The organism is Paractinoplanes lichenicola, from assembly GCF_016785085.1.
Lineage (GTDB): Bacteria > Actinomycetota > Actinomycetes > Mycobacteriales > Micromonosporaceae > Actinoplanes > Actinoplanes lichenicola.
Genome location: NZ_JAENHO010000019.1, coordinates 86,478 through 106,323 on the forward strand (window position 1 = coordinate 86,478; position 19,846 = coordinate 106,323).

The window sequence follows — 19,846 nt, forward strand, 5'->3', positions numbered from 1 at the left end:
GCCGCGGCGGCCAAGCCGTCGACTACAACCGGAAGGAACGTTACCGGCGTGCTGTCCGCTTGTCAGCGGCCGTTTGTCCGTCGGCGTGCCAGCGATAGTCGCCGGCCGGCCGATAAGGCGCGTTTGCCCACGTCGCGGGGTGGTTGGCCACGGCCGAGAGCTTGCCCGCGGTGGCCGGCGAGATGCGGGCACCACCGGCGATCAGCAGCCGATCGAGTTCCTTGTCGGTGGCGACGAGCACTTCCTTGGGCAGGCCGTGCACGCTGATTACGCCGGATCCGACGAAGGTGAGCACCGGCGTCACCGGCACACCCAGGCCGACCGCGGCGGAGAGCGCCTTGCTGGCCCGGCGGGCCTCGCGACGGGCCTCCGCGATGTATTGCGGGCGCTTTCCGTTGATCTGCACCACGTCACCCGCGATGAGCACGCGGGCGCGGCCGTGGTCGGCCACGGTCACCGCGTAGACGCCGCCGGGGCCGATCGCCAGGAATCCGGCGCGGTCGTCGGCGGGGTCGGGCTCGTAGTAGCCCAACGCGTCGGTGCGCGGCCAATCCACGATGTGCCAGTTGGGTCCGAGTCGGTCGAGACGAGTCAGCGCGCGGGCACCGGCGGCCTCGAGGCGGCGGGCTTCACGCTCGGCGCGGCGCCGGCGTGCCCAGTCGGCGGGCGACTGGCGGGCCGGGCCCTCGAGCGCCTGCGTCTCGGTCATACGGCGATCGATGACGCGCTGGCTGTTCGGTGGGACGGGAAGAGCAGGGCGTGCTGGGAAGACAGTCACTGCGACCTCCGGCAAAAGGTCCTTCGGGCTCTCTTTTCACTACCGTAAGTGCTCGACCCCATACGGAAGCAAGACGTAGGTGTGTCAAGAAAGTGGAATGAGGGGGTGAATGCGACATTCACGCATCGCGCTTTTTGCGGATGGTGCATCACGACGCCTGGTCCCCTGATCGAAAGAAGTTTCAAGACCAAGTTAGTCGGCGAGTCGCGGTCGTGCACAGATGTCTCATGATCTAGGCAGAACGTCATCGGCCGGTAGCGGGGAGTGCCGGGCGGGTGCCGAGAGATCGACGAGTGGGCTAACGTCGGCTCGTGGTGCACAACGTCGACAGTGAGGTGGGCCGGCTGCGAACGGTGCTGCTGCACCGCCCGGGGCCGGAACTGGCCAGGCTGACCCCGCGGAACAACGACAGTCTGCTCTTCGATGGTATTCCCTGGGTGAGCCGAGCCCAAGAGGAACATGACGCCTTCGCGGCCGCCCTGCGCGAGCGCGACGTCGAGGTCCTCTATCTGGGTGACCTGCTGGCCGAGACGCTGGCCGTCGAGGCCGCGCGGGCCGAGCTGACCGCGGGCGTGCTGGCCGACCGCCGCCTGGGCGACACCCTGCGCGACAGTGTGGGCCGCTACCTCGCCGATCAGGACCCGCGCCGGCTGGCCGGGGTGCTGATGGCCGGGCTGGCCCACGAGGAGCTCAAGCCGGGGCCGGGCGGCCTGGTCTACGAGATGATGGACCGCCTCGACTTCGTCATCGACCCGCTGCCCAACCTGCTGTTCACCCGCGACTCGTCGGTCTGGGTGGGCGACCAGGTGGCGGTGACCAGCCTGGCCATGCCGGCCCGCAGCCGCGAGACGACCCTGACCCGGGCCATCTATCGCTACCACCCGCGGTTCGCCGGCACCGAGCTGCTCTACGACCCCGCGCTCGAGCTGCTCGAGGGCGGGGACGTGTTGCTGCTGGCGCCCGGGGTGCTGGCGATCGGGGTCGGCGAGCGCACCACCCCGGCCGGCGCCGAGCGGCTGGCCCGCCGGGTCTTCGCGGCCGGGCTGGCCCGCACCATCCTGGCCGTGCCGATCGCCCAGGAACGCGCCACCATGCACCTCGACACCGTGTGCACGATGGTCGACGTCGACGCCGTGGTGATGTATCCCAACATCGCGGACACCCTACGGGCGTACACGGTGACCGCGGACGCCGACGGCGAGCCGCGCGCTCAGGGGCCGCGGCCCTTCCTGGAGGCGGCGGCCGAGGCGATGGGCATCGACCGGCTGCGGATCATCGACACCGGGCTCGATCCGGTCACGGCCGAGCGCGAGCAGTGGGACGACGGGAACAACACGCTGGCCATCGCGCCGCGCCTGTGCGTCGCGTACGAGCGCAACGTCGAGACCAACGCCCAGCTCGAACGGGCCGGCATCGAGGTCGTCCGGATCAGCGGCTCCGAGCTGGGCAGCGGCCGCGGCGGGCCGCGCTGCATGAGCTGCCCGATCGAACGGGTTCCGCTACGAGCCGCGGACGTGTGAGACGACCAGCTCGGGCACGGGGACGGGCCCGTCGACCAGGTGGGCCTTGTCGGGGAAGTCGAAGACGGCGATCTCGAGCTGGACGGGATAGTCGGGGGCTTGGCCGACCCGCTTGACCACCTCGCCGTCGACCGAGAACGCCAGCGAGCCGGGGCGCCAGTTCACCCCGTACGTGTGGAACTCGGACACGTCGATGGGCAGGGTGACCGCCTCCCAGTCCTCGGTCAGGCGCGGGTCGCGGAAGCGGTGCAACCCCATCCCGACCGCCTGCGGGGCCGAGCCGAAGACCTCCATGACGCAGATCTCACCGGACAGCTCGGGCGCGGTCTCGATGCCGGAGAGCCAGAAGGCGATCATCGAGCGCGGCGTGATCGTGCCCCGCATGCGGATCTCGATGTCGCCCTGAACCGGCGTGTAGCCCCAGAATTCGCCCTGCTCCTCGAGCACCCGCTGCTCGGGCAGGAAGGGCTGGCCGCCGATCGTGCTGCCGACCGGCCCGGAGTAGTTCGCGCTCTGGATGCCCGACACCCGCAGCGGCGTCTCGTGCACGCCCTCGGCCCACAACGGCTGGTCGACAGGGATGCTCAGGCGCAGCTCCCCGCCGCCCACCTCGTACGTGGCGGCGGAGGCGGCGCGAGAGCTCCAATGGGGCAAATACCACGGCACCCAGACAGACCGGTCCAACTCCTGCGAGTCGAACCGTTCGTCGATCATCGCAACGTCAGCTGGCGGCCGATCAGGCCTTGCTTGGCGCGCCGGGCGTCCGCGTCGAGCGGGCCGGTCTCGGCGAGCGTGTCGGCGTAACGCTTGGCGAAGTCGGCCAGCGGCGCCTCCCAGTCGGCGCCCTCGGGCTCGCCCGGGATGTCCCACACCGGCACCAGCAGCCCGTGCGCGCGGAACATGCCGGCGAACTTGGTCTGCTCGCCCAGCCGCAGGTCGCCCGCGGCGGACAGGCGGGCCAGCGTGTCGAGCGCGCGATCCTCGGCGTCGGGCAGCACCCAGCGCACGTGACCCTTGTCGGGGGCGACCCGGCACCAGTACGCCGCCCGCCCCGCGGACAGCCGCAGCGTGGGATAGATCGACGCGTTCGCCCGTTCGAGTGACGCCTTCACGTTCGCGTCCTCGGCCTGCTCGGCGTCCAGCCAGTACTCGAAGCTCTCGTGCATGGTGATCTCGAGCGGGCCGTCGACCAGAATGTCCTGCAGGCGGGGGCCCTCACCGGGCAGGGCCGGCACGGAGACCGTGTCGCCCGGCTTGGTCTGCAGCGCGCTCAGGATCGCCACCGCCAGGTCGCGCGAGACGTCACCCGACTGCACGTGGCGCTGCAGGCCGATGAAGACCCGCCCGTCCTGCCGGGTCATCGCCGGCCAGGCCATGGGCAGCACGGTCGACAGGGTGATCGAGCGGTCCCCGTACTCCTCGACGATCTCGGGCCGGAGGGTCAGCGGCGCCGAGGCGGCGGGCACCAGCTCGCGCAGCGCGATCCACTCCGGTTCGTCGGCCAGGCCCTCGAACGGCCGGGCCACGAAGATGTCCCGCACCTTCTCGCGCTTGGGTGCGGACTGGCGTTGGTTGCGACGCTTGCTCACGGCGAGACAGCCTAGGCGAGACGGGCCCGAAAAGGACACACCACCCCGCCTCAAGCACGCGGCAGACGGACCTCCGCCGTGGTGCCGCCGCCCTCGCGGGGACGCAGCGACACCCAGCCGTGCTGCCGTTCGACCAGCCTGCGAACGAGATAGAGCCCCAGGCCGGCGCCCGGATGATGCCGCCGGTCGCCGCCCTCGGCCTGCCAGTAGCGCTCGAAGGCCCGCTCGACGTGCTCGGGCCGGATGCCCGCGCCCCGATCGGCCAGCCGGAACCGCAGCGTCTCGGCGTCGGCCCCCGCGCACAGCTCGACGATCGACCCCGGCGGCGAGTGCTTCTCGGCATTGGTGGCCAGCTCGGTCAGGATCGTCGCGATCGAATCCCTTTCCCCGTACGCCTTGGGCAGCTCACCGGGCAGGTTGTCGAGCACGATCCGGCGGCGGAGGTCGGCCGGCAGCTCCTCGACCGCGCCCCGCAGCGCCTCGGTCAGGTCGAACGGGCCGGCCGGGGCGGCGCCGACGTCGCCGTCCTCGCTGGCCGCCGAGAGCAGCCGGTCGACCAGCCGGGCCAGCTCGCCGGCGCGGGTGTTGATGATCCGCACCGCCTCGTGCCGGCCGACGTCGCCCAGCGTGTCCCAGTGGTTCGACAGCGTGTCGGCGTACCCCTTGATCACCGTGACCGGGGTGCGCAGCTCGTGGCTGGTCACCGCCACCCAGAGATCGCGATTCTCCTGGCGGCGGACCTGCTCGCCGCTGTGCGCCGGGAGGCCGTCGCGGGCCGCGTAGAGCCGGCCGACGTAACCCGCCAGCAGCTCGAGGACGGCGTGATGCTCGGGGCCGGGCTCGTCGTCGCCCTCGCCGAAATAGACGTGCAGCGAGCCCACGATCGTGTCGCCGACCTCGCAGCGCGCGCCCAGCATGCGCTGCACGTCGCCGCCCTGCACCTGCTTGGCGAACTCGTCGTTGAGCGAGTCGAGCGGGATGAGCAGCGTGCGGCCGTCGCGCAGGCGGGTGTCGGCGCGATCGACCCGGCGGCCCAGCGCGGGCGTGCAGGCCCCGGTGGCGGCGACGATGCGGCCGTGGTCGGGCGCGTATTCCGCGAAGCCGGCGCCGCGGCCGCCCAGCGTCTCCTGAGCCAGGCGGACGATCTGCTGCAGCACGGGAAGCCCCGCCTCGCCGGCGTTGATCCGGTCGAGGACCGCGATCTGCCCACGCGTCAGCGCGGGATAGTCGGGGTGCTCCGGCATGTCTGCGAGTCTGCCTCGCTTCTCCGGCGCGGGATAGTGTCCCACGTCACAAAGCGCTCAGGGCGTCGAGCACGAAGCGGGGCCGGTCGGTGATGACCCCCTCCACCCGATGCTCGAGCACCATGTCGAGATCCGCCTGGTTGTTGACGGTCCAGACGTACGCCTGGTGGCCCGCGGCCCGGATGGCCGGGATCAGCCCCGGGCGGGACCGCACGAGCGCGGCACCCGGCCCGGCGATCCGCGCGCCGAACGGCAGGCGGCCCCGGCCGATCCCGGGCGGCAGGATCTCGATCAGATAGACCGTCGGCAGGGCCGGCGCCTGGGCCCGCACCCGGCGCAGGGCCAGCGCGGCGAACGACATCACGGTCACCTGGACGGGATCGTCCGGCTTCGGCTCGTCGAGGCCGTAACGGTGCAGCAGCTTGACCAGCCGGCGCTCGACCTCGGCTCCGTACCGTGACGGATGCTTGGTCTCGATGAGTAGCCTCACCGGTCGCCCGCTGTCACGCACCGCAGCCAGCAGCCGGTCGAGCGTCAGCAGCCGGGAGAACTCGGGCAGCGGCTCCTCGTCGACCGGATAGCCGGGATGCCAGGAGCCGAAGTCGAGCGAGTCGAGCTCGGCCAGCGTCTTGGCGCTGACCCGGCCGCGGCCGTTGCTGGTGCGGCCGAGCTTGCCGTCGTGCACGCAGACGAGGTGACCGTCGCGGGTGAGCCGGACGTCGCACTCCAGCCCGTCCACGCCCTCCTCGAGAGCGCGCATGTACGCCGCGAGCGTGTGCTCGGGCAGCGCGTCGGCGCCTCCGCGGTGGGCGAAGACGAGCGGGCGGTAGTCGCTCACAGAACTTGTGCTTGCTGCCCGTTCTCGCTGACGACCTCGCGGCCGGCGAACGCCCAGGACTGCATGCCGCCGTCCAGGTTGCGCACGTTGTCCCAGCCGTTGCCCATCAGATAGGAGACGACCTGGCCGGAGCGGCCGCCGGAACGGCAGACGACCACCACCTCCCGATCGGTCGGGACCTCGGCCATGCGGGCCGGGATCTCCATCATCGGCAGGTGGTGGGCGCCGGGAGCGTGCCCCGCCGTCCACTCGTCGGGCTCGCGCACGTCGAGCAGATAAGCGTCGTCGCCGACCTCGGCGGGGGTCACGCTGGGTACTTGGGGTCCGAACACGACCCCAAGCGTACGGGGATCAGTTGCCGCCCGCGGCGTCCGACCCCTTCTTGAGGTTCGCCGCCATCCACGTGTCCATGTCGTCGGCCGCGACCGCCTTGAACAGGGCGAGCGCCTTCTCCTTGTCCGAGACCACCACGGACTGGCCGTCGATCGTGTCGCTGCCCTTGTTGGGGCTGGTGATGAACGTCAAGTTGTTGCCGCGGACGCCGCGCATCTCGGCCGCCATGTCGGTCAGCGAGAAGTCGTTGTCGACCGTGACGGCCGCGGTGACCGCCTTGAGGAACGAGTTCAGCTTGGCCGGGTTGGTGATCGTGCCGCTGCTGGCCGCCTTGTCCATGATCGCCTTGAGGAACTCCTGCTGGTGCTGCATGCGGGCGAAGTCACCCCGGGCGAACTGCTTGCGCTGCCGCACCCAGTCGAGGGCCTGCTCGCCGTTCATGTGCATGGTGCCCTTCTTGAACACCCGGAACGGCTTGTGGATCGACGTGACGGTCTGCTCGACCTTGAGGTCAACGCCGCCGAGCGCGTCGGTGACCTCCTTGAAGCCGCCGAAGTCGATCGCCATGACGTGGTCGATCTTGACGTCGGTCAGGCACTCGACCGTGTGCACGGCGCGGGGCAGGCCGCCGAACGCGAAGGCCGCGTTGATCTTGGCCCGGCTGCCGTCGCCGCACTCGGCCTCGTTGCTCTTGGGGATGACCACCCAGAGGTCGCGCGGGATCGAGATGAGCTGCGCGGATTTGTGGTCCTCGGGGATGTGCATGAGGATCAGCGTGTCGGCGCGCCACTTGCCGGCGCCGTCGTCCTTCGAGTCGGGGTCGCGGGAGTCGCTGCCCACCAGCAGCATGTTCTGCGCGCCCTCGATGGCCTTGGCCGGCCGGTCGGCGTTGATGCCGGTGAAGGCGTCGGTGCGCTTGAGGTCCTTGTCGAGACCCGAGGCGTAGCCGTAGAGCGAGATGCCCGCGATGATCGCGATGATCAGGACGGCCAGACCGGCCAGCAGGGCGATCCGCCCCCACTTGGGCTTGGGCCGGCGGCCGCGATAAGAGGTGCCGCGGCCGGGGTCACCCGGAGGAGGGGTGCCGCCGCCTCCGCCGCCAGCGCCACGGGGCGGCCAGTTGTCGCGCTGCGGCGACGCGTTGCCACGGTATGCACCCGCAGGGCGGGCGGAGGCCCGGCCCGACGACGGGACAGAGGCTCGACCGGAACCGGAACTCCCGTAAGGGGACGTAGGCGCTGACATGAAACTAGATTACGTACCCGGCGCCCGAACGCCCTGCCATCAAACCGACACGGCACGAAGTCGGGAGAACGCTCAGCAGGAGAAATGCGGGCCCGGTGGCGGCCGGGCCCGCATGTCGAATTAATCCAGACTTAGTGCGCGCCGTGGCCCGTGAGCGACCGGACCTCGAGCTCGGCGTACTTCGCGGTGTCGTCCTCCTTCGAGAGCACCGTGCCGATCCAGCCGCACAGGAAGCCGATCGGGATCGAGATGATGCCCGGGTTGGAGAGCGGGAAGAAGTGCCAGTCGCTGTCCGGGAACATGGCGGTGGCCGAGCCGGAGACGACCGGCGAGAAGAACACCAGGACCACGGCCGCGATCAGGCCGCCGTAGATCGACCACAGCGCGCCCGAGGTGTTGAAGCGCCGCCAGAACAGGCTGTAGAGGATCGCCGGCAGGTTGGCCGAGGCCGCCACCGCGAACGCGAGCGCGACCAGGAAGGCCACGTTCAGGCTCTGCGCGAAGATCGACAGCGCGATCGCGACCGCGCCGATGACCAGGGCCGAGATGCGGGCGACCCGCACCTCGTCGCGCTCGTTGGCGTTGCCGCGCTTGATCACGCTGGCGTAGAAGTCGTGCGCGAGGCTCGACGACGAGGCCAGGGTCAGGCCGGCCACGACGGCCAGGATCGTGGCGAACGCGACCGCCGCGATGATGGCCAGCAGGACCGCGCCGCCGGTGTCGCCGCCCAGATAGTCGACGCCGAGCGCCTGGGCCAGCTGCGGCGCCGCCGTGTTGCCCGCCTTGTCCTGCGCGGTGATGTTCGCGCCGCCCACCAGGGCCGCCGCGCCGAAGCCGAGGGCCAGGGTGAACAGGTAGAACGTGCCGATGATGCCGATCGCCCAGAGCACGCTCTTGCGGGCGATCTTGCTGGTCGGCACGGTGTAGAAGCGGGTCAGGATGTGCGGCAGGCCGGCCGTGCCGAGCACCAGCGCGATGCCCAGCGAGAGCAGGTCCATCTTGCTGTAGAAGGTGGCCGACGCGCTGGCCGACTCGATGCCGTAGCGCAGGCCCGGCTCGAGGAAGGCGTCCCCCTTGCCCGACTGCGCGGCGGCGTCGCCGAGCAGCTGCGACAGGTTGAACTTGTAGTGCGCGAGCACCAGGATCGTCATCAGCAGGGCGCCGGTCATCAGCATGAACGCCTTGACGATCTGGACGTACGTGGTGCCCTTCATGCCGCCGACGATGACGTAGACGATCATCAGGGCGCCGACCAGGATGATCGTGGCGACCTTGGCAGTGTCCGCGTCCATGCCGAGGAACGTGGCTCCGGGCTTGATGCCCAGCAGCAGCGAGACGAGCGCGCCGGCGCCGACCATCTGGGCGATCAGATAGAAGATCGAGACCACGATCGTGGAGACGCTGGCCGCCGTACGGACCGGGCGCTGGCGCATCCGGAAGGCGAGCACGTCGGCCATCGTGTAGCGGCCCGAGTTGCGCAGATACTCGGCGACCAGCAGCAGCGCGACGAGCCAGGCGACGAGGAACCCGATGGAGTAGAGGAAGCCGTCATAGCCGTACAGGGCGATCAGGCCGGCGATGCCGAGGAAGGACGCCGCCGACATGTAGTCGCCGCCGATGGCCATGCCGTTCTGGAACCCGGAGAACTGGCGGCCGCCGGCGTAGAAGTCGGTGGCCGTCTTGGTCTGCCGGCTGGCCCAGATCGTGATGGCCAGCGTGATCGCCACGAAGACCAGGAACAGCGTGATCGTGAGACCGCGGGAGGTCGAGGTGGAGACCTCGGCCGCGAACAGATGCGGCTCCATCACTCACCTTCCTTCTTCACGTCGGAGGCGGTGGTGGAGGAGGAGTCGGCGGAGAGGTCGGCGTGGATCTTCTCGGCCAGCGGGTCGATCTTGCGAGCCGCGTAGCGCGAGTAGTACCAGGCGATCAGGAACGTGGACACGAACTGGAGCAGGCCGAAGACCAGCGCGACGTTGATGTTGCCGACGATCTTGGCGCCCATGAAGCCGCGGGCGTACGCGGAGAGCAGGACATAGAGGGCGTACCAGAGGAAGAACGCGACCGTCATCGGGAAGACGAAACTGCGTACGGCATGACGCAGCCGGCCGAATTCCTCGGAGTCTTGGACGGCCCGATACCTCTCGGTGGAGGACGAGGGCACTTCGGTAGTCACCGGGGTTCACCACCTTCGGGGTGAGGGCGGACTTTCCGGCAACCTATGAAGAACTCCGGGCGCCCGAGAGCGACCGGTCGGCCCTTGCGCCGAGTGGCGGTCTGACTGCGGTGAGCGGGGCGGCGGTCAACCGCCCAGCGTGCGATATCGACCGCGATAGTGGATCAGGGGATCGGCCGGCGGCCCGGCCTCGACCGTCTCGATCACCGCCTCGACCAGCAACGCCCAGCCGGCGACCCGGGAGGACTCGAGCCGGCAGCCCGCCCACGTCCGCGCGCCCGCGGGCACCGGGCCGTACGCGGTGTCGGCCCAGTCGTCGCCGGCGAACAGGCCGCCCGGCGCGGGCATCAGCCCGGCGAACCGGTCGGCCAGCTGCCGGTCGGCCGGGGTCAGGGTGACCACCGCGAACCGGCCGCTGCGCTCGGCCGCCGCCCAGAAGTCGCTCTCGTCGTCGATCAGTCCGAGCACGCGGCCGGGGTCACCGTCGGCGACCAGCGTCGACGACACGGTGAGCCCGGCCGGCCCGGCGGCGGTCCAGAGCGTGACGGGGGCGGCCAGGCGCCCGCGCAACCGCCGGACCGGGGACTTCTCCTCGTCGGGTGTGGCGAAGGGATCGGTCGAATGAATCGTCACGGACACCATTCTCACTTTGGTTACAGAAGGTGCACATAGCTATCCCTCTTGATTGATCAACAACTATCTTCTGTGCGGAGGGGGTCGTCCGTGCGTCAGCAAGTGCAGCTGGAACCCGGCGAGGTGCTGCACATCGGCGACGAGGCGAGCGTGCAGTTCGCCGGCGATCGGGCCCTGACCTTCCGGCTGATCCGGGTCGACCAGCGCAGCACGTACGACGGGTGGTTGTGGCTCGAGGGCTATGTGCTCGGGGCCGACGGCTCCGCGGTGCAGCGCCGCCGTGTTTTCGTCCGGCGGGAGGGCCTCCATCCGGCCAACGGGTGAGACGCGTTCGGGGCATGGGGGCCCGAACGATTCCTCGGTAGCGTAATCCCCTTCGTCATCGCGGACGTATGAAGCGACATGGGGGACAGGCGGATGGCCGAGCCGTTGCCGAAACCCGGCGACGTGCTCTTCGTGGGTGGCGCGGCCAGCGTGCAGTTCCAGGGCGACCGGGCGCTCACCTTCCGGGTCATCCGGGTCGACCCGCGTATCACGTACGACGGGTGGTTGTGGCTCGACGGCTATGTGCTCGGCCCGTCCGGCGACGCCCTGGAGCGCCGCGTGATCTTTGTGAAAAAGGACGGGCTGGTCAAGAAGCGGTGACGGCGGCCAGCAGCTCGGGCGACCGCCGATCGAGCCAGTCGGCGGCCACTGCCGAGCCGATCAGATAGCCCGCGCAGCCGAACGCCGCACCCGCGGGCAGTCCGATCCACAGCCACACGCCGCCCAGCGTGTACGCCAGGATCTGCAGCGGCGCGGTGGCGACCAGGGTGCCGATCATGACGGCGATCGTGAGCAGGCCCTTGGCCATCCCGCCGCCCGACGAGACGGCGAACGGGCTGGTCGACTCGGGCAGCGGATAGGCCGCGCGGACCGACATCGGCAGCACGAAGCCCAGACCCACGCCGTACGTGGCCAGCAACAGCCCGAGATCGCCGGCGATCCGCTCGGGCCGGGCCGACACCGCGCCCACCACGACGGCGACCAGCAGCAACAGCGGCAGCACGAATAACGCGTGGGCCGTGGCCCGGGAGTGGATCTCGACCCGCCCCGGCACCCCGGCGGTCAGATTGGCCGCGTACGCGCTGCCCTCGTACCCGAACTGGTTGGCCAGCGCGATCGCCGCGATCGCCCCCACGAAGACCGTCATCGGCCCGGCCGGCCCGCCGCTCACCGTGAGCGACAGCGGCAGGAAGAGCCCGGCCACGGTGAACGTGATCAGCGCGGCCCGGCGCCGGGTCTCGCGCCACCAGTACCGGCTCTCGCGGGCCACCAGCGCGCCGAACCGGGTGCGCGGCAGCCGGCGGCCCAGCAGCAGACCGGTCGGCGAGGTGATCTCCTCGTTGCTGCCCGCGCGCCGGCCGCCCTCGGTGCCGACCATCGCGCTCTCCAGCGTCGCGCCCCACCATCTGAGCAGCCCGGCGATCGTGGCGGCGACGATCAAAAGCCGCAGCGGTACGGCCCAGAGGCGGCCCTCGACCACGTCCATGCCCATCGCGTAGGGGGCGGCCAGCGGGGTCCAGCCCAGCACGTCGGCCAGCACGGCGAACGCGTTCCAGTCGGCGCGCTCGGCCCCGGCCAGCAGTGCCAGTTGCAGCGGCCCGAGCAGCGCGGCCAGCACGGCGAACAGCACCACGGCCAGGTCGCGCGACCGGCGCGAGCGCAGGGCGGTGGCGAACGCGCTGGTCACCGCGCGGCTCACGGCGACGCAGACGAGCAGGCCGCCGAGAATGCCGACCAGCTGGACCATGGCCGCGAGCGCGCCGCCCAGGTCGGCCACCGTGTTGACCATGCCGGCCGTGGCGGCCAGTGTGGACAGCGCGGGCAGGCCGGCCAGCGCGGCCGCGAACAGGCCGGTGATCAGGGTGCGGCGCCGCAGCGGGAACAGCGCGAACCGGGCCGGGTCGAGCGACTCGTCGACCCCGAAGAAGATCAGCGGGAGCAGCAGCCACCCCACGACCAGGGCCGCGCCGCCGAGCTGCAGCATCAGTCCGGCCACCCGCTCGTCGCCGGCCACCCCGGGGATGGCGAAGAGCGCATAGCCCGCGATGGCGAAGAACCCGGCCATCACCGCGCCGAGGACGAACAGCGCGACCCGGGACGGGCGGCCGCGCATGCCGTTGACCATGAGTCGCAGCTTGAGCCGGACAAACGTGCCGGCGCTCACAGCCACGCGAGCTCCGAGCCGGTGCTGACCCGGCCGCCGACGACCTGCACGAAGACCTCTTCCAGCGACCGGTCACCCCGCACCGCGTCGAGCGTGCCGTGCAGGCGCAGCACCCCGTCGGAGAGGATCGCCACGTGCGAGCAGAGCCGCTCGACGACCTCCATCACGTGACTCGAGAAGATCACCGTGCCGCCCCCGGCCACGTAGCGCTGCAGGATGTCGCGGATGCGGGCGGCCGAGACCGGGTCGACGGCCTCGAACGGCTCGTCCAGCACCAGCAGGCGCGGCGCGTGCAGCAGCGCGCAGGCGAGCCCGATCTTCTTACGCATGCCGGCCGAGTAGTCGACGACCAGCGTGCGGTTGCCGGGGCCGAGCTCGAGCACGTCGAGCAGCTCGCGGGCACGCTGGTCGACGGTCGCCGCCTCCATCCCGCGGAGCAGGCCGTGATAGGCCAGCAGCTCGGGGCCCGTGAGCCGGTCGAAGAGGCGCACGCCGTCGGGCAGCACCCCGAGCCGGGCCTTGGCCGCGGCCGGATCGGCCCACACGTCCGACCCCAGCAGCACGGCCTGACCGGCGTCGGGCCGCAGCAGGCCGACGGCCATCGACAGCGTCGTGGTTTTGCCCGCGCCGTTGGGCCCGAGCAACCCGTAGAAGGAGCCGGCGGGCACCTCGAGGCTGACCTCGGAGACCGCCAGCTTGGTGTCGAATCGCTTGACCAACCCGCGGAGCGACATCGCCGCGGCCTGGTCCCCCTCGCGTGGAGCCGGCACCGTCATGCGTGCAACCTATCGGCTGCCCGTGGGGCTTGAACAGCGCAATCAGGCGCCTTCAGGCCCGCAGCGTCTCGGGCGCGTGCAGCCGCAGCATGGTCGCGCCGACGTCGCGGGGGACCCGTTTGCTGGTCAGCAGCGAGCCGCTGATCATGACGATGAACGCCAGCGGAACGGTCCACGCGGCGGGCTGGCCCACGGCGTCGGCGAGCCAGCCGTCGAGGGGCGGGCCGAGCACGGTGATCAGGACCGCCGCCATCGAGGCGCCCCCGCCGGCCAGCACCCCGGCCACCGCGCCGACGTCGGTCAGCCGCCGCCACCAGATGCCGAGCACCAGCAGCGGGCAGAAGCTGGAGGCGGCGACCGCGAAGGCCAGGCCGACCACGCGCGAGACGTCCATGTTGGAGACGTACAGCGAGAGCAGCACCGGCACCGACGCGGCGAGCACGGTGGCCAGCCGGAAGTCGCGGATCGAGCCGCCCCGCCCGGCCCGCAGCACGTCGGTGAAGACCACCCCGGCCACGCTGGTCAACAGGCCCGACGAGGTGGAGAGGAAGGCGGCCAGGGCGCCCGCGGTGACCAGGGCGCCGAGCAGCTGGCCGAGATGACCGCCGCCGAGCGCGGCCTCGGGCAGCAGCAGCACCACGGCGTCGGTGCGACCGGTCATCAGCAGCTGCGGGGTATAGATGCGCCCGAGAACCCCGTACAGGGTGGGAAGGAGATAAAAGGTGCCGACCAGACCGAGGACCACCAACGTGGTGCGCCGGGCGGACGCGCCGTCGGGGTTGGTATAGAACCGGACGAGCACATGCGGCAGGCCCATCGTGCCCAGAAATGTGGCCAGGATCAGCGAATACGTCGCGAACAGGCTGCCGTCGCCGCCGGGACGCAGCCAGTCCGCGCCGAAGTTCGCGTCCACAGTGCTCACCTTGGGCACCGGGGCGCCGGCGTCGTAACTGAGCTGCTGGCCCTTCTCCAGGGGGACGCCGTCGACCACCGCGTCCTGCTCGAGCACGACCGTGGTGGCCACCGGGAATGTCGCTCCGGGCTGGGGCGTGACCGCCGGGCGGCCGTCGGACTGCCACTGCAGCGCCAGGAAGATCACCGGGACGGCCAGCGCGGTCAGCTTGAGCCAATACTGGAAGGCCTGCACGAAGGTGATCGCGCGCATGCCGCCCAGGGCCACGTTGGCGGTCACCACAACGCCGACGAGCAGGGCGCCCCAGGCGTACGAGCCGCCGGTGACCGTGGTGAACGTGAGCCCGGCCCCCTGCAACTGCGGCACGAGGTAGAGGCAGCCGATGAAGACCACGAACACGCTCGCCAAACGGCGCAGCAGGGGTGAACCGAGGCGTACCTCACAGAAATCGGGCAGCGTGAAGGCGCCCGACCGGCGCAGCGGCGCGGCCACGAACAGCAGCAGGGCCAGATAGCCGGCGGCGAAACCCACCGGATACCAGAGCACGTCGACGCCGTAGCGCAGGATCAGCCCGGCCACCCCGAGGAACGAGGCCGCCGAGAGATATTCGCCGCTGATCGCCGCGGCGTTCCAGGCCGGGCTGACCGAGCGCGACGCGACCAGGAAATCCGAGGTGGTGCGGGCGAACCGCAGGCCGTAGACGCCGATGCCGACCGTCACCAGCACCACGACGATCAGACCCGGGACGAGGTACGGGTTCATCACTGCTCGGGCCGGCGGATCAGCGCGACGAAATCCTGCTCGTTGCGTTCCGCCCAGCGCACGTAGGCCCAGCCGACGCCGATCAGGAACGGGAACGACAACAGGCCGAGCAGCAGCCAGGGCAGATAGATGCCGAACAGCTTGACGCCGCCCACCCCCGGGGCCACCGCGAACAGCAGCGGGAGCGCGCCCAGACCGGTCACCACCACCAGCGCGAGCCGCAACGCGAGCGCCAGTTGGGCCCGCATCAAGCCCTTGACCAGGGCCTCACCGATGGGTGTCTGCTCGGCGAGGTCGGTGCCGGCCCGGTCGGCGGGGCGTCTGCGGGCCGCCGCCTCGCCCAGCACCACCCGCGTACGGGCTGGTCTTTCTGGGTTGACGTCTGTCTTTGCTTTGACGTCGTCGTCGGCGGCCATGCCCGGAGTCTGGCCGCCGACGGCCGGATGTCAAGGGGTGCAGTCGTATGTGGGGTTGCCGTGGGTGGAGATCAGGACGCGCGCCCGGGCCAGGCCGACGCTCCAGCTGCGCCAGTCGTCGGCCATGGTCATCGGACCGGTGTTCATCCGCCCCAGCACGCAGATGAGCTGCGTGTTGGTCAGCCGGTCGCTCTCGGTCAGCGCGGGCACGGCGTCGGGCGAGAGGTCGCCGAGATAGCTCAGATCGATCGCACGGTCGCCTGACGGCCGCAGGTTGCGCTCGGCGATCATGCCGTCCGGGTTGGCCACGGCCAGGCCGAGCAGGGCGGCCACACCGGCCGCGACGGCCACCCGGGGCAGCCACGCGGCCCGGATCCGGCGGCCCGCGATCAAGACCAGGAGCAGCACGAACACGAACCACAGCTCGCAGCAGAAGACCAGCAGGCGCAGCCGGGTCAGGCCGTATTCGGCGGTGTAGAGGACGATCCGGTGGATCGCGGTGGCGGCGATCACCAGGGTCAGGGCGGTCAGCGCGCCGAGGATGACGCGGATCAGCAGACGGTCGGCCGGCGTGGCCCGCGGCGCCCACCGGGCCGCACCCGCGAGCACCACCAAGGTCAGGCCGACGACCCAGCTGAGCTGCCAGAACCCGCTGCGGGCCTCGTCGGCGTACTCCTGCACGCCGAAGTCGCCCCGGAACAGGGTGACCGCCTGCACGGCGACGAACAGGCCGAAGAGGACGGTCAGCAGGCCGAGCGGGACGGCCCATTCCCAGCGGTGCACCTTGCGGCCCTCGGTGCGGTCGAGCCGGGAGATGTCGGGCGGCGCGACCCGCAGGAACGCGGCCCCGCCGACGCCCATCGCCACGAAGCCGCCGACGAAGACCCACCGGAAGATCGTGTCGACGCCCAGGTCGGGAACGAGCCGTTCGAGCGCGTTCGCGAAGGTGCTGTCGGCCGAGATCAGCAGCCCGCCGAAAGCGAGGAGCAGGCCCACCGAGACTCCGGCGGTGGCGACGATGCGGACGCCCTTGTTCGGCCGGGACAGGCCGTGGGCGAGCCACGGCACCGCGCGGAAGGCGGCGGCCACCGGGATCGCGTACGCCACGAAGATGCTGCGCATCGAGCGGCCGCCGATCAGGGCCAGCGTCGCGGTCAGGGTCGAGACCACCACGCACAGGGCGAACAACCAACCCGCCGAGCGGAAAGTGCCCACGGCGAGCAGGGCCACGGTGGCCGCGGCCCAGCCGAACTGCTCGGCCCGCAACGCCGGGATCGGCCGGTGGACCAGCGGCTTCGGGCCCTTCGTGGGCTTCGCGACGCCGGCCACCGACACCGCGGCCACGGCGGCGATCGCGGTGATCAGCCAGCCGATGCCGGTGCTGTCGAGCGGAAGGCTGAGCGCGGCCACGACGGCGGCTCCGGCCACGGCCGCGATCGTGAGCAGCGAAGCCGGGCGGGCCGGGCCGATCCAGCTCTTCCCCCAGGCCGAGGGGGCCGGCCAGGGCCCGTGCAGCGGCGGCGGCGTCGTTTTTTGGGCAGGGGCTACCGTCATGACAACTCTCGATTCCGGTTTTGGAGTTATTTCCGGATCAGGGGAAGTTCCACATTGATCTGACAGCCGGGGTGCTCGGGGTCGACCGCGGCGATCGTGCCGTGATGCAGCTGCACCACCCAGCGGGCGATCGCCAGCCCCAGCCCGGTGCCGCCGCCGCCCGGCCGCTCGCCGCGGGTGAACCGCTCGAAGACCCGGTCGCGCTCCTCGGGCGGGATGCCCTCACCCTCGTCGGCCACCGCGATCAGCACCCGGTCGTCATGGCGCTCGGCCCGGACCTGCACAGTGCCGCCCGGTGGGCTGTGCCGGGCCGCGTTGTCGAGCAGGTTGGCGAACACCTGATGCAGCCGCTCGCGGTCACCCGTGACGACGATCTCGGCCGCGGCCACCTCGAAGCGGACGTCCCGCCCCGAACCGGCCGCGTTGACCTCGGCCTCGCGCACCACACCGTCCAGGAAGGACGGCACGTCGATCGGGTGCCGTTTGAGCGGCGCCACCCCCGCGTCGATGCGGGACAGGTCGAGCAGCTCGGTGACCAGCCGGCCGAGCCGCTCGGTCTGGGCCAGCGCGGTCTGCATCATCTCGGGTTCGGCCTTGGCCACCCCGTCGACGATGTTCTCGAGCAGACCCTGCAGCGCGGTGATCGGCGTCCGCAGCTCGTGCGAGACGTTCGCGATCAGCTCGCGCCGCTGCCGGTCGGCCGCGGCCAGGTCGGCCGCCATGTGGTTGAACGCGGCGGCCAGCTCGCCCACCTCGTCGGCCGCGGTGGCCCGCACCCGCCGGTCGTAGTCGCCCTGGGCCATCGCCCGCGCCGCCGCGGTCATCTCGCGCAGCGGCGACGTCATGCCGCGGGCCAGGAACTGCACGATCGTCACGCCGATGATGGTGGCGGTGACGCCCGTCCAGATCGGGAACCAGCCCAGCCACAGATAGAACCAGATGAGACCGCTCAGGCCGCCCGCCAGCAGCACCATGATGATCTTCATCTTGAGCGAGCGCACCGGGTCCAGCGGCCGCGGCAACCAGCCGAAGGCCCGGCTCACCCGATTACGCCAGACCATGGTCGCGGCCGGCGCATAACGGACGGCGCCGTCGTCGTTCACCGCTCCACCTCGAGGGCGTAGCCAACCCCGTGCACCGTACGGATGAGGTCCGACCCGAGCTTGCGGCGCAGCCCCTTGATGTGGCTGTCGACCGTGCGGGTGCCCGACGCGTCGGCCCAGCCCCACACGTCGGCCAGCAGGCGTTCGCGCGGCAGCACCGTACGGGGGTGGGCGGCCAGGTGCACGAGCAGGTCGAACTCGGTCGGCGTGAGATGGGCCTCGACCCCGGCCCGCAGCACCCGCCGCTCCGACTGGTTGATCTCGAGGTCGCCGAACCGCAGTATCTTTGCTTCCCGCTCGGGCTGGTGGCCCTTCTGCGCTCGCCGCAGCAGCGCGTGCACCCGGGCCGCCAGCTCCCGCATCGAGAACGGCTTGACCATGTAGTCGTCGGCGCCCACCGCGAGGCCGACGAGCAGGTCGGTCTCGTCGTCGCGGGCGGTCAGCATGAGAATCGGGACCGGGCGCTCGGCCTGCAGGCGGCGGCAGACCTCGAGACCGTCGAAGCCGGGCAGCATGACATCGAGGACGACTACGTCGGGCGGCGTCCGCCGGGCCGCGGCCACCGCACCGGGCCCGTCCCCGGCCACCTCGACCACGAAGCCCTCGGCCCGCAACCGCGCGGCCACCGCCTCCGCGATGGTCCGCTCGTCCTCGACGACCAGAACGCGCCGCTCCGTCTCCACGCCCGCACCCCTTCGACCAGGCGGCCGGTGGGCCCCCGTGACCCACCGACCGTACGGCGGTGAGCCTATTGATCACCCGTGCAGGCGGGGCGGTGAGTTTGTGAACAACCTGTGGAGGTCTGCGGCCAAGCTAAGAAACGCACCACCCAGATGCCGCCGTGCAGGGCGACCACGCGCCGGCCGATGCTTCGATCGGCCATGAAGCTCCGTGGAGGTCTGTGCATAACAGGTTCGTGCGGAGCCTGCCTGTGGATAACTCTGTGGAAAAGGGTGTGGGCCTGTGGACAACCGTGTGGATGGTTAGCGGGTCCAGTCGTGTTTTACGGCTCTGATCAGGCGGTCTTTGAGTTCTCGGGTGTGCCTGCGGCTGACCGGGAGCTCGATGCCGTCGACCGCGACCACGTAGCCGGAGCCGGTCAGGCGGAGCTCGGCGATCAGGCGGATCTGCACCAGGTAGGACCGGTGGATGCGGACGAAACCGGCGTCGGCCCAGCGTTCGGCCAGGGTGGCCAGGGAGACCCGGACGAGGTGGGAGGCGTCGGACGTGTGCAGGCGGGCGTAGTCGCCCTGGGCCTCGACCCAGCGGACCGACGAGCGGGGGAGCATGCGGGTGGTGCCGGCCAGCTCGACCGGGATCGTGGGCTCGTCGACCGGTGGGACGGGCGCGGGGGTGGGGGCGGGACGGGTGCCGGCGACCCGGCGCAGGGATTCGCCCAGGCGCTCGGCGCGTACGGGCTTGCGGACGTAGTCGGTGACGCCCAGGTCGAAGGCGTCCACGGCGCCGTCGTCGTACGCGGTGACGAAGACGATGGCCGGCGGGCGCGCGAACCGGCGCAGGATGCGGGCCAGCTCCATGCCGTCCAGGCCGGGCATGCGGATGTCGAGGAAGACCGCGTCGACCTCGGTGTCGCGCAGCACGCGCAGGGCCTCGGTGGCGTCGCCGGCCCGGTGCACGTGTGCGACCCGGCCGTCGGCGTTGAGCAGGTAGGCCAGCTCGTCGAGCGCGGGCGGCTCGTCGTCCACCGCCAGTACGACCAGACTCATGCGCGGACTCCGGGGCGTCGGCCTGCGGCG

20 protein-coding genes and 1 pseudogene are annotated in these 19,846 nt (G+C 71.1%); 3 read left to right on the top strand and 18 right to left on the bottom strand.

Translation table 11 applies throughout. The annotated features are described in order from the left end of the window. Positions 1-40: 40 nt before the first annotated feature. Positions 41-778: a hypothetical protein gene (locus tag JKJ07_RS45020; protein ID WP_202998229.1), complete on the bottom strand. Its 738-nt coding sequence runs from the start codon at positions 776-778 to the stop codon at positions 41-43. Positions 779-1,089: 311 nt separating this feature from the next. Here JKJ07_RS45020 and JKJ07_RS45025 point away from each other — a divergent pair, with 311 nt between their 5' ends. Beyond that, on the top strand, positions 1,090-2,298 hold the full coding sequence (locus JKJ07_RS45025; protein ID WP_202998230.1) for an arginine deiminase: 1,209 nt from the start codon (positions 1,090-1,092) through the stop codon (positions 2,296-2,298). Here the strand turns inward: JKJ07_RS45025 and JKJ07_RS45030 are convergent. The 9 genes and pseudogenes from JKJ07_RS45030 to JKJ07_RS45070 form a co-directional block, all read right to left on the bottom strand. Then, positions 2,278-3,012 (bottom strand): glycoside hydrolase family 16 protein, encoded by a 735-nt coding sequence (locus tag JKJ07_RS45030; RefSeq protein ID WP_202998231.1) that lies wholly within the window; start codon positions 3,010-3,012, stop codon positions 2,278-2,280. The genes JKJ07_RS45025 and JKJ07_RS45030 overlap by 21 nt on opposite strands. After that, positions 3,009-3,887 (bottom strand): DUF5926 family protein, encoded by an 879-nt coding sequence (locus JKJ07_RS45035; protein WP_202998232.1) that lies wholly within the window; start codon positions 3,885-3,887, stop codon positions 3,009-3,011. The genes JKJ07_RS45030 and JKJ07_RS45035 overlap by 4 nt, the downstream gene beginning before the upstream one ends. Before the next feature lie 50 nt (positions 3,888-3,937). Then, a complete protein-coding gene (locus tag JKJ07_RS45040) occupies positions 3,938-5,131 on the bottom strand; it encodes a sensor histidine kinase (RefSeq protein ID WP_202998233.1) in 1,194 nt (397 codons plus the stop codon). Positions 5,132-5,177: 46 nt separating this feature from the next. Further along, a complete protein-coding gene (locus JKJ07_RS45045) occupies positions 5,178-5,969 on the bottom strand; it encodes a glycerophosphodiester phosphodiesterase (protein ID WP_202998234.1) in 792 nt (263 codons plus the stop codon). Further along, a complete protein-coding gene (locus tag JKJ07_RS45050; RefSeq protein WP_184954421.1) occupies positions 5,966-6,301 on the bottom strand; it encodes a rhodanese-like domain-containing protein in 336 nt (111 codons plus the stop codon). Before JKJ07_RS45050 ends, JKJ07_RS45045 begins: the two co-directional genes overlap by 4 nt. A 19-nt stretch (positions 6,302-6,320) precedes the next feature. Further along, on the bottom strand, positions 6,321-7,547 hold the full coding sequence (locus JKJ07_RS45055) for an LCP family protein (RefSeq protein ID WP_202998235.1): 1,227 nt from the start codon (positions 7,545-7,547) through the stop codon (positions 6,321-6,323). Between the two features lie 131 nt (positions 7,548-7,678). After that, positions 7,679-9,352: a monocarboxylic acid transporter gene (locus JKJ07_RS45060; protein ID WP_202998236.1), complete on the bottom strand. Its 1,674-nt coding sequence runs from the start codon at positions 9,350-9,352 to the stop codon at positions 7,679-7,681. After that, positions 9,352-9,723 carry a DUF485 domain-containing protein gene (locus tag JKJ07_RS45065; protein ID WP_202998237.1) on the bottom strand — a complete coding sequence of 124 codons (372 nt, stop codon included), beginning with the start codon at positions 9,721-9,723 and terminating at the stop codon, positions 9,352-9,354. Before JKJ07_RS45065 ends, JKJ07_RS45060 begins: the two co-directional genes overlap by 1 nt. A 126-nt stretch (positions 9,724-9,849) precedes the next feature. Beyond that, positions 9,850-10,350 (bottom strand): annotated as a pseudogene (locus JKJ07_RS45070) (flavin reductase family protein); the annotation flags it as partial. 96 nt (positions 10,351-10,446) lie between these two features. Between JKJ07_RS45070 and JKJ07_RS45075 the strand changes: the two are divergent. Together JKJ07_RS45075 and JKJ07_RS45080 are read left to right on the top strand one after the other, a co-directional pair. Beyond that, complete coding sequence (locus tag JKJ07_RS45075; protein WP_307834774.1) at positions 10,447-10,680, top strand: hypothetical protein; 234 nt, start codon at positions 10,447-10,449, stop codon at positions 10,678-10,680. Between the two features lie 93 nt (positions 10,681-10,773). Further along, positions 10,774-11,001: a hypothetical protein gene (locus JKJ07_RS45080; protein WP_202998238.1), complete on the top strand. Its 228-nt coding sequence runs from the start codon at positions 10,774-10,776 to the stop codon at positions 10,999-11,001. On the opposite strand, the gene JKJ07_RS45085 is transcribed toward JKJ07_RS45080, so the two are convergent. The 8 genes from JKJ07_RS45085 to JKJ07_RS45120 all read right to left on the bottom strand — a co-directional run bounded on the left by JKJ07_RS45085 (position 10,988) and on the right by JKJ07_RS45120 (position 19,816). Continuing rightward, positions 10,988-12,526 carry an ABC transporter permease gene (locus tag JKJ07_RS45085; protein ID WP_236031176.1) on the bottom strand — a complete coding sequence of 513 codons (1,539 nt, stop codon included), beginning with the start codon at positions 12,524-12,526 and terminating at the stop codon, positions 10,988-10,990. The genes JKJ07_RS45080 and JKJ07_RS45085 overlap by 14 nt on opposite strands. 35 nt (positions 12,527-12,561) lie before the next feature. Further along, positions 12,562-13,341, bottom strand: a complete 780-nt coding sequence (locus tag JKJ07_RS45090; RefSeq protein WP_202998239.1) for an ABC transporter ATP-binding protein — start codon at positions 13,339-13,341, stop codon at positions 12,562-12,564. A gap of 52 nt (positions 13,342-13,393) precedes the next feature. After that, a complete protein-coding gene (locus JKJ07_RS45095) occupies positions 13,394-15,019 on the bottom strand; it encodes a sodium/solute symporter (RefSeq protein WP_202998240.1) in 1,626 nt (541 codons plus the stop codon). Further along, on the bottom strand, positions 15,016-15,432 hold the full coding sequence (locus JKJ07_RS45100) for a hypothetical protein (protein WP_202998241.1): 417 nt from the start codon (positions 15,430-15,432) through the stop codon (positions 15,016-15,018). The genes JKJ07_RS45095 and JKJ07_RS45100 overlap by 4 nt, the downstream gene beginning before the upstream one ends. A 30-nt stretch (positions 15,433-15,462) precedes the next feature. Then, positions 15,463-16,986, bottom strand: coding sequence for a DUF4153 domain-containing protein (locus JKJ07_RS45105; RefSeq protein WP_202998242.1), 1,524 nt, complete (start codon positions 16,984-16,986; stop codon positions 15,463-15,465). 26 nt (positions 16,987-17,012) lie between these two features. Beyond that, positions 17,013-18,047, bottom strand: a complete 1,035-nt coding sequence (locus JKJ07_RS45110) for a HAMP domain-containing sensor histidine kinase (RefSeq protein ID WP_202998289.1) — start codon at positions 18,045-18,047, stop codon at positions 17,013-17,015. Between the two features lie 38 nt (positions 18,048-18,085). Next, positions 18,086-18,772, bottom strand: coding sequence for a response regulator transcription factor (locus JKJ07_RS45115; protein ID WP_202998243.1), 687 nt, complete (start codon positions 18,770-18,772; stop codon positions 18,086-18,088). Between the two features lie 300 nt (positions 18,773-19,072). Then, the gene (locus JKJ07_RS45120) at positions 19,073-19,816 is read right to left on the bottom strand and encodes a LytR/AlgR family response regulator transcription factor (RefSeq protein ID WP_202998244.1); all 744 of its coding nucleotides are present in this window, start codon (positions 19,814-19,816) and stop codon (positions 19,073-19,075) included. Between the last annotated feature and the right edge of the window lie 30 nt (positions 19,817-19,846).